General features: G+C 64.2%; 13 protein-coding genes. 6 read left to right on the plus strand and 7 right to left on the minus strand.

From position 1 onward, the window contains the following. Positions 1-62: 62 nt before the first annotated feature. The 6 genes from BRAGE_RS0123900 to hpaR all read right to left on the minus strand — a co-directional run bounded on the left by BRAGE_RS0123900 (position 63) and on the right by hpaR (position 6,532). Positions 63-839, minus strand: a complete 777-nt coding sequence (locus BRAGE_RS0123900; RefSeq protein ID WP_027558665.1) for an HpcH/HpaI aldolase family protein — start codon at positions 837-839, stop codon at positions 63-65. A 274-nt stretch (positions 840-1,113) separates the two neighbouring features. Then, complete coding sequence (locus BRAGE_RS0123905) at positions 1,114-1,842, minus strand: ABC transporter ATP-binding protein (RefSeq protein ID WP_027558664.1); 729 nt, start codon at positions 1,840-1,842, stop codon at positions 1,114-1,116. After that, the gene (locus BRAGE_RS0123910) at positions 1,842-3,620 is read right to left on the minus strand and encodes a branched-chain amino acid ABC transporter ATP-binding protein/permease (RefSeq protein WP_027558663.1); all 1,779 of its coding nucleotides are present in this window, start codon (positions 3,618-3,620) and stop codon (positions 1,842-1,844) included. Before BRAGE_RS0123910 ends, BRAGE_RS0123905 begins: the two co-directional genes overlap by 1 nt. Beyond that, entirely contained in the window at positions 3,617-4,489 is an 873-nt protein-coding gene (locus tag BRAGE_RS0123915; protein WP_014496848.1) for a branched-chain amino acid ABC transporter permease, read from the minus strand. Before BRAGE_RS0123915 ends, BRAGE_RS0123910 begins: the two co-directional genes overlap by 4 nt. A gap of 84 nt (positions 4,490-4,573) precedes the next feature. Then, a complete protein-coding gene (locus BRAGE_RS0123920; protein WP_027558662.1) occupies positions 4,574-5,719 on the minus strand; it encodes an ABC transporter substrate-binding protein in 1,146 nt (381 codons plus the stop codon). 294 nt (positions 5,720-6,013) lie between these two features. Then, complete coding sequence (hpaR, locus tag BRAGE_RS0123925) at positions 6,014-6,532, minus strand: homoprotocatechuate degradation operon regulator HpaR (protein WP_027558661.1); 519 nt, start codon at positions 6,530-6,532, stop codon at positions 6,014-6,016. 110 nt (positions 6,533-6,642) lie between these two features. Here hpaR and hpaH point away from each other — a divergent pair, with 110 nt between their 5' ends. From hpaH to BRAGE_RS0123955, 6 genes are all read left to right on the plus strand, one after another. Then, on the plus strand, positions 6,643-7,449 hold the full coding sequence (hpaH, locus tag BRAGE_RS0123930; RefSeq protein ID WP_027558660.1) for a 2-oxo-hept-4-ene-1,7-dioate hydratase: 807 nt from the start codon (positions 6,643-6,645) through the stop codon (positions 7,447-7,449). A gap of 29 nt (positions 7,450-7,478) precedes the next feature. Further along, on the plus strand, positions 7,479-7,877 hold the full coding sequence (locus BRAGE_RS0123935) for a 5-carboxymethyl-2-hydroxymuconate Delta-isomerase (protein ID WP_027558659.1): 399 nt from the start codon (positions 7,479-7,481) through the stop codon (positions 7,875-7,877). Continuing rightward, positions 7,870-9,408, plus strand: coding sequence for a 5-carboxymethyl-2-hydroxymuconate semialdehyde dehydrogenase (hpaE, locus tag BRAGE_RS0123940; RefSeq protein WP_027558658.1), 1,539 nt, complete (start codon positions 7,870-7,872; stop codon positions 9,406-9,408). Before BRAGE_RS0123935 ends, hpaE begins: the two co-directional genes overlap by 8 nt. A gap of 125 nt (positions 9,409-9,533) precedes the next feature. Further along, positions 9,534-10,517 (plus strand): 3,4-dihydroxyphenylacetate 2,3-dioxygenase, encoded by a 984-nt coding sequence (gene hpaD / locus BRAGE_RS0123945; RefSeq protein ID WP_027558657.1) that lies wholly within the window; start codon positions 9,534-9,536, stop codon positions 10,515-10,517. A gap of 170 nt (positions 10,518-10,687) precedes the next feature. After that, positions 10,688-11,557, plus strand: coding sequence for a fumarylacetoacetate hydrolase family protein (locus BRAGE_RS0123950; protein WP_027558656.1), 870 nt, complete (start codon positions 10,688-10,690; stop codon positions 11,555-11,557). Positions 11,558-11,582: 25 nt separating this feature from the next. After that, positions 11,583-13,208 (plus strand): thiamine pyrophosphate-dependent enzyme, encoded by a 1,626-nt coding sequence (locus tag BRAGE_RS0123955; RefSeq protein WP_027558655.1) that lies wholly within the window; start codon positions 11,583-11,585, stop codon positions 13,206-13,208. 111 nt (positions 13,209-13,319) lie between these two features. Here the strand turns inward: BRAGE_RS0123955 and alkB are convergent, their stop codons facing one another. Next, positions 13,320-13,973: a DNA oxidative demethylase AlkB gene (gene alkB, locus BRAGE_RS0123960; RefSeq protein ID WP_027558654.1), complete on the minus strand. Its 654-nt coding sequence runs from the start codon at positions 13,971-13,973 to the stop codon at positions 13,320-13,322. Position 13,974: the final 1 nt, after the last annotated feature.

Here is a 13,974-nt window from a genome sequence, read left to right on the forward strand (position 1 = left end):
TGGCGAATGGAAAATGGGGAGCAGCACTATTCGCTACCCCCCATTCGCCATTCGCAAGTTTCTTAGGCCTTGCCGCCGGACTCCTTGCGGGTCGCGTTGACCTGCATCTTGGCGTAGGTCGTCATCAGGCCGACCTCGTTCGAGAGCGTTACGAGCTTGAAGCCCATGTTGATGGCGCGCGCCGCGCCTTCGGCGCCGCTGCAATGAATGCCGGGGTTGAGGCCGCGCTTGCCGCACTCCTTGATGATCTTCTCGTAGATCGCGAGGATCTCCGGCTCGGTGCGATCGAGCTTGGGCTCGAGACCGTAGGAGAAGCCGAGGTCGGACGGGCCGATATAGACGCCGTCGATGCCTTCGACGTCGAGGATCGCTTCCATGTTCTCGACCGCGGTCTTCGTCTCCATCATCGGCAGCAGGATGGTGTCGGCATTGGCGGTCTTCTGGTAGGAGCCCGCGGTGCCGTACATGCCCGCACGGATCGGACCGTTGGAGCGGACGCCCTGCGGAGGATACTTGGAATAGGAAACGAGGTTCCGGGCTTCCTGCGGCGTGTTGACCATCGGGCAGATCACGCCATAGGCGCCGCCATCGAGCACCTTGCCGATGATGCCGGGCTCGTTCCAGGGCACGCGGACCATCGGGGTCACCGGATGCTTGTCCATCGCCTGGAAGCACTGCACCATCGACAGATAATCCTGCACGCCATGCTGCATGTCGACGGTGACGCTGTCGAAGCCGCATTGCGCGATCATTTCGGCCGAGAAGCCGGAGGGAATAGCGAGCCACGCGTTGACCACGGCCTTGCCCGACTTCCAGATTTCCTTGACCTTGTTCGCCACGTTGCCTTCCTTCTTTGTTGTTTGGACCGTGTTGTTTGGACCTTCGTCACCACGCCGAGCGCCGCCATGGCGCACCCTCGCTGTTACCGCGAACCGGGTCGCGGCGCTACGCTCGCAATGACGCAAGACCTATGCAATCGCCCTCTGGATGCCGGCCTTGCGGGCGACGGTCACTATCGCCGCCCGGGTGCCGCCCGGCAAGGGGATGCCTCGATACCTTCACCGGCGGATTTTTCCGCCCGGAATCAGTATCCCGGTGACGGAACCGGCCCCGCTACGCGCTCACCTTGGCATGGCCGCCGAGATACGCCGCGCGGATGGCTTCGTTGCCCCAGAGCTCGTCGGGCTTGCCTCCGAGCACGATACGGCCGGTCTCCAGCACATAGCCGTAATCGGCCACCGACAGGCCCATGCGCGCGTTCTGCTCGACCAGCAGCACGGTCGTGTTGCGCCGGATCTCGGAGATGATCTTGAACACCGCCTGCACGATGACGGGCGCAAGGCCGAGCGAGGGCTCGTCCAGCAGCAACAGCCGCGGCTTGGCCATCAGCCCGCGCGCAACCGCGACCATCTGCAACTGGCCGCCGGACAGCGTCCAGCCGAGCGCATTGCTGAACTTGCGGATATCCGGGAAGAGGTCGAACATCGCGTCCGCCTCGCGCGAGATCTCCGAGGTCGAGGCCTTCCGGTTGGAGGCGCCGAGCATGATGTTCTCTTTCACGGTGAGACCCGGGAAGACGCGGCGTCCTTCCGGCACGTGGCTGATGCCCATGCGGACGATCGCCTCCGGGCCGAGCCCCGCGATCGAATTGCCGTCGAACAGGATGTCGCCGGAGGTCGGCTTGGCGAGACCGGAGATGGCGCGCAGGGTCGTAGACTTGCCGGCGCCGTTGGCGCCGAGCAGCGTCACCACCTGGCCCTGCTCCACGGCGCAGGTCACGCCGCGCAGCGCTTCGATCTCGCCGTAGCGCACCACGAGATTGCGGATTTCGAGCAACGGCATCATTCGCTCCCGAGATAGGCGGAGACGACGTCGGGATGACGCAGCACGGCCATGGATTCGCCGTCCGCGATGCGGCGTCCGAAGTTGAGCACGGTGATGTGCTGGGCCGCTTCCGAGACCAGCGTCATGTCGTGATCGATGATCAGAATGGTCAGTCCCTGCGCGGCGATCCGCTTGAGCAGCTCGTGCAGCTCCAGCTTCTCGGTCGAATTGAGGCCGGCCGCGGGCTCGTCGAGCAGCAGCAGCGTCGGGTTCGAGGCCAGCGCACGCGCGATCTCGATCAGGCGCTGATGGCCGTAAGAGAAGCTCGAGATCAGCTCGTTGGCACGGTTGCCGAGACCGACGAAGGTCAGCGCCTCCATCGCACGCTCGGTGAGAGCGTCATCGCCCTTCCCGACCATGGTATTGCCGGGCCGCTCCGCGCCGATCTCAACATTCTCCAGCGCGGTCATCGAACGGAACAGGCGGATGTTCTGGAAGGTGCGGCCGAGACCTGCGGCCGTGCGCTGATGCGGCGGCATGTGGGTGATATCGGTGCCATCGAGCACGATCCTGCCTGACGTCGCTTCATAGAGGCCCGAAAGCACGTTGAGCGTGGTGGTCTTGCCCGAGCCGTTCGGCCCGATCAGCGCATGCACGCCGCCGCGCTTCACGGCGATATCGACGCCATCGACGGCCTTGAGGCCACCGAAATGCTTCGACAGGCCGGTAACTTCCAACACCGTGTCACCGCCGACGGTTGCCGGCTTCAACTGCAGTGCGGCCGCAGCGGGCGGCGCCTTGGTTTTGGCGCGCCAGCGCGTGAAAGCATCGGCGACGAAGCCCCAGATGCCGTCGGGCATGAAGCGGATGATCAGGATTACGAACAGGCCGTAAATCGCGAGGTACAGCCCTGGCACGCTCTTGAGGAAGCGCAGCCATTCCGGGATCAGGATCAAAAGACCCGTGCCGATGGCCGAGCCGATCGGCGACGCGACGCCACCGAGCAGCGACATGGTCAGGAACACGATCGATTCCGCGAAGGAGAACTGATCGGGGCTGACATAGGCAAAGCCGCCGGCGAACAGGCCGCCCGCGAGACCGCCGAGCAATGCGCAGAGCGCAAAGGCGTAGATCTTGGTGCGGAAGACGTCGATGCCATTGACGCCGGCCGCCAGCTCGTTGTCGCGCACCGCGCGCATGGCGCGGCCAAGCTTGGTATCGGCGAGATGCCAGACCAGATAACCGACGATCGCCAGCATCGCGACGCAGAAGGCGAGATAGCTCTGCGACGACTGGAACAGCTCCGGGCGCTTGATGTTGGGAACGCCGTCGGGACCGTGCGTCAGCCAGATTGCGTTGATCATCACCAGCGTGACGATCTGCTGGAACGAGATCGTCACCATCGCGAGATAATGACCGCCGAGCCGCAAGGTCGACATGCCGAGGAACGCGCCGGCCAGCAGCGAGATCAGGCAGCCGCCGACGAGACAAACCCAGAAGCTGACATGCAGGTCCGTCGTGCCGATGCCGACCGCGTAGGCGCCGAGCCCGAAGAATGCGGCCTGCGCCAGATTGATCTGGCCGCACAGGCCGAGCACGACCGAGAGGCCGAACACCGCGATCGAGAACGTGGTGGCCTGCAGCAGGATGTTGTGGACATATCCGTCGAAGCGCATGGTCGCGGCGAGCGCGACGATGATCGCGGCGCCGATGAAGTACGGCAGATGCCGGACCAGCAGCGGCTTCGAGTGGATGGCGGGCGCCGGAATCGGCATGTTGTCGCTGGGGGCGCTCATGCTTTTTCCGCCACGCGTTCGCCGAAGATGCCCTGCGGCCGGAAGATCAGGAAGGCGATCAGCACCAGGAAGGCGAAGCCGTCCTTGTAGGGCACCGAGACATAGGCGGCGCCAAACGTCTCGATCACGCCGAGCGCAAGGCCGCCGATGATGGCGCCGGCGACATCGCCGAAGCCGCCGATGATGGTGGCCGCGAACGCCTTCAGCGCGATGGTCGAGCCCATCTGGATCGAGACGAACAGCACCGGTGCGACCAGGATGCCGGCGAGACCGCCGAGCACGGCCGAATAGATGAACGTGATCATGATCATCGTGGAGACGGAGATGCCGAGCAGCGAAGCCATCTCCTTGTCCTGCGAGGTCGCCTGCAGCTTCTTGCCGAGCAGCGTCTTCTCGAAGAACCAGAAATTGAAGATCACGAGACAAATCGTGACGCCGATGATCAGGAGATACTGACTGTCGAGATAGACCGGGCCGACCTGAATGCCCGGGGTCTCAAACCAGCCTTCCAGCACCTGGGGCTGAGGGCCGTAGATCGCGAGCACGGAGTTCGCCAGCAGGATCGAGGCGCCGATGGTGGCGATGATCACGGGCAGATAGGTGCGGTGGCGCAGCGGATAGTAGACGCCGAGATTGAAGATGACACCAAGCAGCGCCATGCCGAGCAGCGCGACGATGAAGGCCGCCCAATAGGGCAGACCGGCTTCGATCGCGACGACCATCAGATAGGCGGCGACCATGGAGAATTCGCCCTGGGCGAAGTTCACCACGTTGGTGGCACGGAAGATCAGCACGAAGCCGAGCGCAACCAGCGCGTAGACGGCACCGATACCGATGCCGGTAAACAGGAGTTGTAGGGCGAGATCCATGACAAGCGTTCTGTTGGAGGTCAGATTCGTCCAATGAAAGACGTTTCGACCTCCCCGACTGGAATCGAGGAGGTCGTTTCAACGTCAGTCGTTGAACTCGATGTGCTTGTCGAAGACGATCTTGCCCTTGTCGTTCTTCACGATGTTGTAGCCGTGAAGACCATCGCCGTTCTGGTCGAAATTGTATTCGCCCTCGGCGCCGGCGAACTTCTTGATCGCGAGGATGGCTTCGCGAACCTTGCCGGGCTCGGTTGTGCCGGCCTTGTTGATGCCCTGCGCGAGCACGTTGATGGCGTCGAAGGTCCAGGAGCTCTGGTTGTCGGGCGCAACCTTGACCGCGTCGCGGTAGATCTTGCCGAACGCCTTCGAGCCTTCGCTGGAATCCTCGGCATAGTCGGCGACGCCATAGGTGTTGTAGAGCGCGGGACCTGCGAGCTTCAGCGCGGTGATGTTGACGATCGAGGGAGAGCCGACCCAGGGAATGTTGACGCCGAGTTGACGGAGCTGGCGGGCGAAAATGCCGAGATCGTTCTCGAAGGTGAAGTAGGAACCGAGGATGTCGGCGCCCGACTGCTTGATGGCAAGCACGACCGGGGTGAAATCCTGGCTCTGGTTGGCGTAGCCCTGATCGAGCACGGGCGGCGCGCCCAGCTTGGTCAGCGCTTCAGTCAGCGCCTTGCCGCCCGCGGTGCCGAACGCATCGGTCGAGTGCAGCACGGCCCATTTCTTCTTGGCGAGCGTGTTGACGCCGTATTCGGCGATGACGCGGCCGGAATAGCTGTCATTCGGACGGCAGCGGAACAGCCACTGATTGCCCATGTGAGTGAGATTCGGATCGGTGCCGCCGATCATCACGGGCTTGCCGAGCTTGATCACGTCGGGCGCCATCGCATGCACCTGGGTCGAACGGATCGAGCCGAGGAAGCCGACGATGTCGGACTGCGCGGCGAGCTTGGAGAACGCGAGCACGATGCCGGGATTGGTGGTCTGGTCGTCCTCGACGATCAGTTCGCCCTGCTTGCCCAGGATACCGCCGGCCTTGTTGACGGCTTCGAGCGCGAGCCTGGCGCCCTTGATGGCGTAACCGCCGGATTCAGCGGCCGGACCCGTGACGGGCGCGCACATGCCGATCTTGATGGTGGCGCTTTGCGCATGTGCGCTCTTGATGAGGTAGGGCGCGGCAATGCCGGCAGCAATTCCGGCAGTGAAGTCGCGTCGCGTCAGTTTCATTCATTCCTCCCTGGGGCCGGGCATCCTTGTCGGCCCTTCTTTGTTTGGCTTCGTTACTGAATACAGAGCCGGATGCTACTTACGGATTCTCCCGGCGTGAGTAAATTGATATTGAGACATCATCAACTAAGTGCGGAGAGCGCACGCTCCCGAGGTGATTAACACCTGCGGCCGCCATCTATTCTCAGCTTGTTTTCCAGGGGATTTCGCGCATTTCACGTGGCGCGCTCTGCCCACGCATTATGCAATGATATCAGTCATGCGTGACGGGAACGTCATCATGCAAATTTGCCGCTACGTTTCGTCCGTGAAATCGTCACGCGCATCCGTGGAAGCGAGGCACGTTTCCAACTCGCCGAGCATGTCCTGCAATTCGGCGAGCTTGTGGGCGCCGAAGCGCCGCGTGATCTCGGCATAGATCGCTTCCGACGTCGGCGCGACGGAGGCCATCAGCTTCACGCCCTCCTTCGAGATCGAGACCATGCTGCGGCGCTGGTCGTTCTTCGCGGTCTTGCGCTCGATCAGATGGCGCGCCTCGAGATCGCGCAGGATGCGCGACAGGCTCGGCCCGAGCAGGAACGCGGTGCGCGCGAGTTCCGTGACCTCGACCGCCTCGATGGCCGCGAGCGCGCGCAGGATGCGCCATTGCTGCTCGGTGAGGCCGTGTTCCCGCAGCGAGGGGCGAAACTGCCGCATCACGGCCTCGCGCGCCCGCAAGAGCGACATCGGCAGCGAGCGCGAGAAGTCGCGCATCGGCACCTGCCGCGCGGCAGGCGTACCACCGTTTGCCGGATCACCCGGTCTCTTCGTCATGGCGTCCTTTCACCCCGCAAAAGTTTGCAGTGCAACAAAGCCAGATTCCGTTTGACGCATTCACTTAACATGTTAAATATCTCCAGGCACCACGATTTGTAAGATCACAAATGGCGCTTTCCAACGACGATATCCAAGCTTGCGCGAACCGTCTGCACCAGGCGGAGAAGACCCGCACGCAGATCCGGCAGCTCTCGCAGGATTTTCCTGAGATCACCATCACTGACGCTTACGCGATTCAGAAGGCCTGGGTCGACGTCAAGATCGCGGAGGGGCGCATCGTCAAAGGCCACAAGATCGGCCTGACCTCGAAGGCGATGCAGAGCGCGCTCAACATCGACGAGCCGGATTCCGGCGTGCTGCTCGACGACATGTTCTTCGCCGATGGCGGCCTTGTCCCGACCGAGCGCTTCATCGCGACGCGCGTCGAGGCCGAGCTCGCCTTCGTCATGAGCAAGCGGCTCGCTGGGCCCAACTGCACGATGTTCGACGTGCTGAATGCCACCGACTTCGTGGTGCCGGCGCTGGAGATTTTGGACACGCGGATCGAGCGCGTCGATCCCAAGACCAAGGCGACGCGAAAGATTTTTGACACCATCGCCGACAATGCGGCGAATGCCGGCATCGTGCTCGGGGGACGGCCGATCCGTCCGCTCGATGCAGACCTGCGCTGGATCGGCGCGCTGTGTTTCAGGAACGGCCAGTTGGAAGAGACGGGGCTCGCCGCCGGCGTGCTCAATCATCCCGCCACTGCCGTGGCCTGGCTCGCCAACAAGATCGCGCCGCTTGGTCTTGCGCTGGAGCCAGGACAGGTCGTGCTCGCCGGCTCCTTCATCCGTCCGATCGAGACCCGCAAGGGCGACACAATTCAGGCCGATTATGGCGCCTACGGCTCTGTCAGCTGCTACTTCGCCTGAGCGATAAAAATACAGGGAGTGAAACCGCGATGCCGCATTTCACGATCGAATATTCGGCCAATCTCGATCGCCGCCTCGACATCGCAGCGGTCTGCGAGGTCGTGCGCAAGGCCGCGGTCGAGACCGGCATCTTCCCGCTCGGCGGCATCCGCGTCCGCGCGATCAAATGCGAGCACTACGCGATTGCGGACGCGCGGCAGGATTACGGCTTTCTCGACATGGTGCTGCGCATCGGCGAGGGCCGGGATCTGCCGACCCGCCAGAAAGCCGGCGAGCACGTGTTTCAGGCGCTGTCGAAGCATCTCGATCCCGTCTTCGCCGCCAGCAAGTTCGCCCTGTCGTTCGACATGCAGATCAACGACAAGGACACCAGCTGGAAGCGCAACAACATCCACGACGCCCTGAAAGTGGAGGCCGCACATGGATAAGCCCATCCCGAAAGCCGATGTGTTCCAGGCCAATCGCGACCGCGTCGCGCCGCTCCTAAGGAAGCTGCGGGCCGACGGCATCGGCCACATGATCGACGGCAAGACCGTCGCCTCGATCTCGGGCGAGACCTTCGAGACCAAGTCGCCGGTCGATGGCGCTGTGCTCGCCAGCGTCGCGCGCGGTAATGCCGAGGACATCGATGCAGCCGCGACCGCCGCTGCTCTCGCCTTCAAGTCCTGGCGCGACATGGGGCCGGCGATGCGACGCAAGCTGCTGCATCGTGTCGCCGACGCGATCGAGGACAACGCCGAAGACATCGCGGTGCTCGAATGCATCGACACCGGGCAGGCCTATCGCTTCATGGCGAAGGCCGCGATCCGCGCCGCCGAGAATTTCCGCTTCTTCGCCGACAAATGCGCCGAGGCCCGCGACGGCCTCAACACGCCGAGCGACGAGCACTGGAATATCTCGACCCGCGTGCCGATCGGCCCGGTTGGCGTGATCACGCCGTGGAACACGCCGTTCATGCTCTCGACCTGGAAGATCGCCCCTGCGCTGGCGGCCGGTTGCACCGTCGTGCACAAGCCGGCCGAATGGTCGCCGGTGACGGCGAGCATTCTGGCAAGGCTCGTCAAGGAAGCCGGCGTGCCCGACGGCGTGCTCAACACCGTCCACGGCTTTGGCGAGGAAGCCGGCAAGGCGCTGACCGAGCATCCCGCCATCAAGGCGATCGGCTTCGTCGGCGAGAGCGCGACGGGCTCCGCCATCATGGTTCAGGGCGCGCCGACGCTGAAGCGCGTGCATTTCGAGCTCGGCGGCAAGAACCCCGTCATCGTCTTCGACGACGCCGATCTCGACCGCGCGCTCGATGCCGTCGTGTTCATGATTTACTCGCTCAACGGCGAGCGCTGCACGTCTTCCAGCCGCCTGCTGATCCAGCAGAGCATCGCGGACAAGTTCGTGGAGAAGCTGACCGCGCGCGTGAAGGCGCTGAAGGTCGGCCATCCCCTCGACCCCGCCACCGAGATCGGGCCGCTGATCCACGAACGGCATCTCGCAAAGGTGTGCTCCTATTTCGACGTCGCGCGCCAGGACGGCGCCACGATTGCGGTCGGCGGCAAGGCCTATGACGGCCCCGGCGGCGGACATTATGTCGAGCCCACCCTGGTGACCGGCGCACACGGCAAGATGCGCGTGGCGCAGGAGGAGGTGTTCGGCCCCTTCCTCACCGTGCTGCCGTTCAAGGACGAGGCGGACGCGATCGAGATCGCCAACGACATCCGCTATGGCCTCACCGGCTATGTCTGGACCAACGACGTCGGCCGCGCATTGCGCGTCGCCGACGCGCTGGAGGCCGGCATGATCTGGCTGAACTCGGAGAACGTCCGCCATCTGCCGACGCCGTTCGGCGGCATGAAGGCCTCCGGTATCGGCCGCGACGGCGGCGATTACTCGTTCGACTTCTACATGGAAACCAAGCACGTCTCGCTGGCGCGGGGCACGCACAAGATTCAGAAGCTGGGAATTTGATCGTCATTCCGGGGCGCGCGTAGCGCGAGCCCGGAATCCATTCATCCACCGACACTGCTGCACGATGGATTCCGGGTTCGGCTCTTCGAGCCGCCCCGGAATGACAGGACCGAGGGGAGCCGCAAATGCCCGTACCGCAACACGTCTTTGAGCCGCCGTTCAACATCATCCGCTCCAGCCACGTCGTGCTCGACGTGACCGATCTGAAGCTGAGCCGCGAGTTCTACGAGTTGACTGTCGGCATGCATGTCGAGGACGCCGACGACAAGGTCGTCTACCTGCGTGCCGCCGAGGAGCATCAGCATCATTCGCTGGTGCTGCGGAAAGCGGCCGTGCCGGCCTGCAACCGGCTCGGCTTCAAGGTCGGCAACGAGAAGGATCTCGACAAGGCCGCCGCGTTCCTCTCCGAGAACAGTCTTGGCTATTCCTTCGTCGACCAGCCCTTCCAGGGCCGCACGCTGCAGTTCACCGATCCCTTCGGCTTCCAGATCGAGCTCTACGCATCGATGGACCGCCGGCCGCATCTGTTGCGCCGCTATGATCTCTACCGCGGTTGCCACCCGCAGCGGCTCGACCATTTCAACGTCTTTGCCGCCGAGGTGCAGGACACCGTCGATTTCTATGCGCGGCTCGGCTTCCGCCTCACCGAATATGCCGAGGAGGACGGGCCGAACGGCCGCATCGCCGCGGCCTGGATGCATCGCAAGGGCAACGTCCACGATTTCGCCATCACCAACGGCAAGGGCCCGCGGCTGCACCATTTTGCGTACTGGACGCCGACGGCGATGAACATCATCCATCTCTGCGACGTCATGGCCTCGCAAGGGTTCGTGAAGAACATCGAGCGCGGCCCCGGACGCCACGGCATCTCGAATGCGTTCTTCCTTTACGTGCGCGATCCCGATGGCCACCGCCTCGAGCTCTACACCAGCGATTACTTTACCGGCGATCACGACCATGAGCCGCTGCGCTGGTCGCTGCGCGATCCGCGCCGCCAGACGCTGTGGGGCGCACCGGCGCCGCGCTCCTGGTTCGAGCAGGGCTCGCCGTTCACAGACCAGGCCGTGCGCGAGCCGAAGTTCGTGGCCGACGTGCTGGTGGCGGACTGATGCTGACAGACAAAGCCTCTCTCCCCGTCGTCCCTGCGAAAGCAGGGACCCATAACCACAGGGCGGAGTTTGGCGAAGACCCGTTGTTCGGTACTCCTGCCTCATCCAATCGATAGATTCCGCGGTATGGGTCCCGGCTTTCGCCGGGACGACAGAGAGATAGATCGCCAATGAAACTCCCTCGCCTCACCACCTATTCCGTCAAGGGTGATGTCAGCTACGGCGCCGTCCTGGAGGGCGGCATCGTCGATCTCTCCGCGCGCTACGCAAGAGACTATCCGACGCTGCGCGAGGTGATCGCGGCCGGAAAGCTCGCAAGCCTTGCGGAAGAAGCCGCCAGCCGCGCGCCGGATCACGCGCTCGGCGATATCACCTGGCTGCCGCCGATCCCTGCACCGGAAAAGATCATCTGCATCGGCGTCAACTATCCTGATCGCAACGCCGAGTACAAGGACGGCCAGGACGCGCCGAAATATCCGAGCATGTTCATGCGCTCGCCCCGCTCCTTCGTCGGCCACGACACGCCGCTGGTACGTCCGCGCGCCTCACACCAGCTCGACTATGAAGGCGAGATCGTGCTGGTGATCGGCAAGCCCGGGCGGCACATTGCGGAAAGCGCCGCGCTCGACTACATCGCCGCGCTGACGCTCTGCAACGAAGGCTCGGTGCGCGATTGGCTCCGCCACGCCAAATTCAACGTCACGCAGGGCAAGAATTTTGATTCCAGCGGCAGCCTAGGGCCGTGGCTCGTGCCTTACACAAAGGAATCCCAGATCGCCGACATCCGCCTCACCACGCATGTCAACGGCGAGCTGCGCCAGGACGACCGCACCAGCCGGCTGATGTTTCCGTTCCGCTACCTCATCAGCTATATCTCGACCTTCGCAACGCTCGTTCCCGGTGACGTCATTGTGACAGGCACGCCGACCGGCGCCGGTGCACGGTTCGAACCGCCGCGTTACCTCAAGCCGGGCGACGTGATTGAAGTCGCGGCCGAGGGCATCGGCTCTTTACGTAACGGTGTCGTCGACGAAGCCTGAACAACAATGGAAGTGGAATAGTGCAATGACCACCCTCACCGGCGGCGAAGCGATCGTCAGCGGCCTTGTCGCTCACGGGGTCGACACCGTGTTCGGCCTGCCCGGCGCGCAGATCTACGGCCTGTTCGACGCATTCCACCAGGCCCAGCTCAAGGTGATCGGCGCGCGGCACGAGCAGGCCTGCGGCTACATGGCGTTCGGCTATGCGCGCGCAAGCGGCCGGCCCGGGGTGTTCAGCGTGGTGCCCGGCCCCGGCGTGCTCAACGCCAGCGCGGCGCTGCTCACCGCCTATGGCTGCAACGAGCCGGTGCTGTGCGTCACCGGCCAGGTGCCGACGCAGTTCCTCGGCAAGGGCCGCGGCCATCTGCACGAGATGCCGGACCAGCTCGCGACCTTGCGCACCTATGTGAAATGGGCCGACCGCGTCGAGACGCCCGGCAACGCGCCGACCACGGTGGCGCGCGCCTTCCAGGAGATGACCTCAGGCCGGCGTGGCCCTGCCTCGGTCGAAATGCCCTGGGACGTCTTCACCCAGCGCGCCGACACCTGTGCCGCACAGGTGCTGGAGCCGCTGCCCGCGCCGCTGCCTGATCCCGACACGATCAAGCAGGCGGCCGCGCTGATCAAGGCCAGCAAGGCGCCGATGATCTTCGTCGGCAGCGGCGCGATCGATGCGGGCGCGGAGATCCTCGAGCTCGCCGAGATGATCGATGCGCCTGTGGTCGCCTTCCGCAGCGGCCGCGGCATCGTCTCCAATGCGCATGAGCTCGGCCTCACCATGGCCGCCGCCTACAGGCTGTGGCCGAACACGGACTTGATGATCGGCATCGGCACGCGGCTGGAGCTGCCGACCATGTCGCGCTGGCCGTACCGGCCCGACGGGTTGAAGAGCATCCGCATCGACATCGATCCCGTCGAGATGCGGCGCTTCATCTCCGACATCGCCATCGTCGCCGATGCCAGGGCCGCCACTGCCGATCTCGCCGCCGCCGTCAGCAAGGCCGGCTACAGCAAGACCGCCGGCCGCCGTGCCGCGATCCGTGAGGCCACTGCCGCCGCGCAAGCCGATATCCAGCGCGTCCAGCCGCAGATGGCGTATCTCAACATCCTGCGTGAGGTGCTGCCGGCGAACGCGATCGTCACCGATGAATTGTCGCAGGTCGGCTTTGCCTCCTGGTACGGCTTTCCGATCTATGAGCCGCGCACCTTCATCACGTCGGGCTATCAGGGCACGCTCGGCTCGGGCTTCCCGACCGCACTTGGCGCCAAGGTCGCCAATCCCGACAAGCCGGTCGTCGCGATCACCGGCGATGGCGGCTTCATGTTCGGCGTGCAGGAGCTTGCCACCGCCGTGCAGTTCAACATCGGCGTGGTGACGCTGGTGTTCAACAACAACGCCTATGGCAATGTCCGCCGCGACCAGCGCGAACGTTTTGATGGTCGCGTGGTGGCGTCGGATTTGGTCAATCCGGATTTCGTCAAGCTCGCGGAGTCCTTTGGTGTGGCGGCGGCGCGCGTGACGGCGCCGGAGCAGTTCAAGGCGGCGATGGAGAAGGCGCTTAGCCACGGTGGGCCGTATCTAATCTCGGTCGAGGTGACCAGGGATTCGGAAGTCAGCCCGTGGGCGTTCATTCATCCGCCGAAGCCGTAGTTTCTGTCATTCCGGGGCGCGCGTAGCGCGAGCCCGGAATCCATAACCACGATCGGGAGTATGGATTCCGGGCCTGCGCCTTACGGCGCATCCCGGAATGACGGAAAAGCTTCACCGCGTCCTGCGAAACGTCAGATTGATCCGCTTCCGTCCAAGCAGCGCATGCTCGCCCTCGGCGAGCGGCGCGACGCCGTGATAGGCGAGCCTGCTGGCGCCACCCCACACCACGACATCGCCGTGGACGAGGCGGAAGCGGCGCGGCTTGTCGCTGCGGGCGAGGCCGCCGAACAGGAAGGTCGCGGGCAGGCCCAGCGAAACCGAGACGATCGGCGCCGAATAATCCAGCTCGTCCTTGTCCTGATGCAGCGACAGCCGCGTGCCGGGCTCGTAGCGATTGACGAGGCAGGCATCGGGCGCGAAGTTCTGGAAGCCGCCCTGCTCCGCCGCGTTGCGGGCGAGATCACGGAGCACTTGCGGCATCGCCGGCCACGGCGCGCCGGTCCGCGGATCGATCGGATCATAGCGATAGCCGGTGTGGTCGGTGATCCAGCCGCGCTCGCCGCAATTGGTCATCGCCACCGACATCAAATGGCCGCCGGGCGTGGTCATCCGCCGGAACGGCGATTGCGCCACGATGGCGCGCACGGCGTCGATCAGCTCACTCTCGATCGGCTTGACGAAGCCGCGCAGCAGCACGGCGCCGTCGGCGATCTCCTCGCGCGACGGCTGCGCCTCGGCAACGCTGTCGAACAGATCACCAATCAAT

The sequence above is a fragment of the Bradyrhizobium genosp. SA-4 str. CB756 genome (genome assembly GCF_000473125.1).
Taxonomy (GTDB): domain Bacteria; phylum Pseudomonadota; class Alphaproteobacteria; order Rhizobiales; family Xanthobacteraceae; genus Bradyrhizobium; species Bradyrhizobium arachidis.

What these genes read in the sequence shown, in the direction of transcription:
- BRAGE_RS0123905 (WP_027558664.1), bottom strand. Translation starts at nt 1,842, where the DNA reads ATGCCGTTGCTCGAAATCCGCAATCTCGTGGTGCGCTACGGCGAGATC.
- BRAGE_RS0123915 (WP_014496848.1), bottom strand. Translation starts at nt 4,489, where the DNA reads ATGGATCTCGCCCTACAACTCCTGTTTACCGGCATCGGTATCGGTGCC.
- hpaE (WP_027558658.1), top strand. Translation starts at nt 7,870, where the DNA reads ATGGATAAGCCCATCCCGAAAGCCGATGTGTTCCAGGCCAATCGCGAC.
- BRAGE_RS0123920 (WP_027558662.1), bottom strand. Translation starts at nt 5,719, where the DNA reads ATGAAACTGACGCGACGCGACTTCACTGCCGGAATTGCTGCCGGCATT.
- hpaH (WP_027558660.1), top strand. Translation starts at nt 6,643, where the DNA reads ATGGCGCTTTCCAACGACGATATCCAAGCTTGCGCGAACCGTCTGCAC.
- hpaD (WP_027558657.1), top strand. Translation starts at nt 9,534, where the DNA reads ATGCCCGTACCGCAACACGTCTTTGAGCCGCCGTTCAACATCATCCGC.
- BRAGE_RS0123935 (WP_027558659.1), top strand. Translation starts at nt 7,479, where the DNA reads ATGCCGCATTTCACGATCGAATATTCGGCCAATCTCGATCGCCGCCTC.
- BRAGE_RS0123910 (WP_027558663.1), bottom strand. Translation starts at nt 3,620, where the DNA reads ATGAGCGCCCCCAGCGACAACATGCCGATTCCGGCGCCCGCCATCCAC.
- hpaR (WP_027558661.1), bottom strand. Translation starts at nt 6,532, where the DNA reads ATGACGAAGAGACCGGGTGATCCGGCAAACGGTGGTACGCCTGCCGCG.
- BRAGE_RS0123950 (WP_027558656.1), top strand. Translation starts at nt 10,688, where the DNA reads ATGAAACTCCCTCGCCTCACCACCTATTCCGTCAAGGGTGATGTCAGC.
- BRAGE_RS0123955 (WP_027558655.1), top strand. Translation starts at nt 11,583, where the DNA reads ATGACCACCCTCACCGGCGGCGAAGCGATCGTCAGCGGCCTTGTCGCT.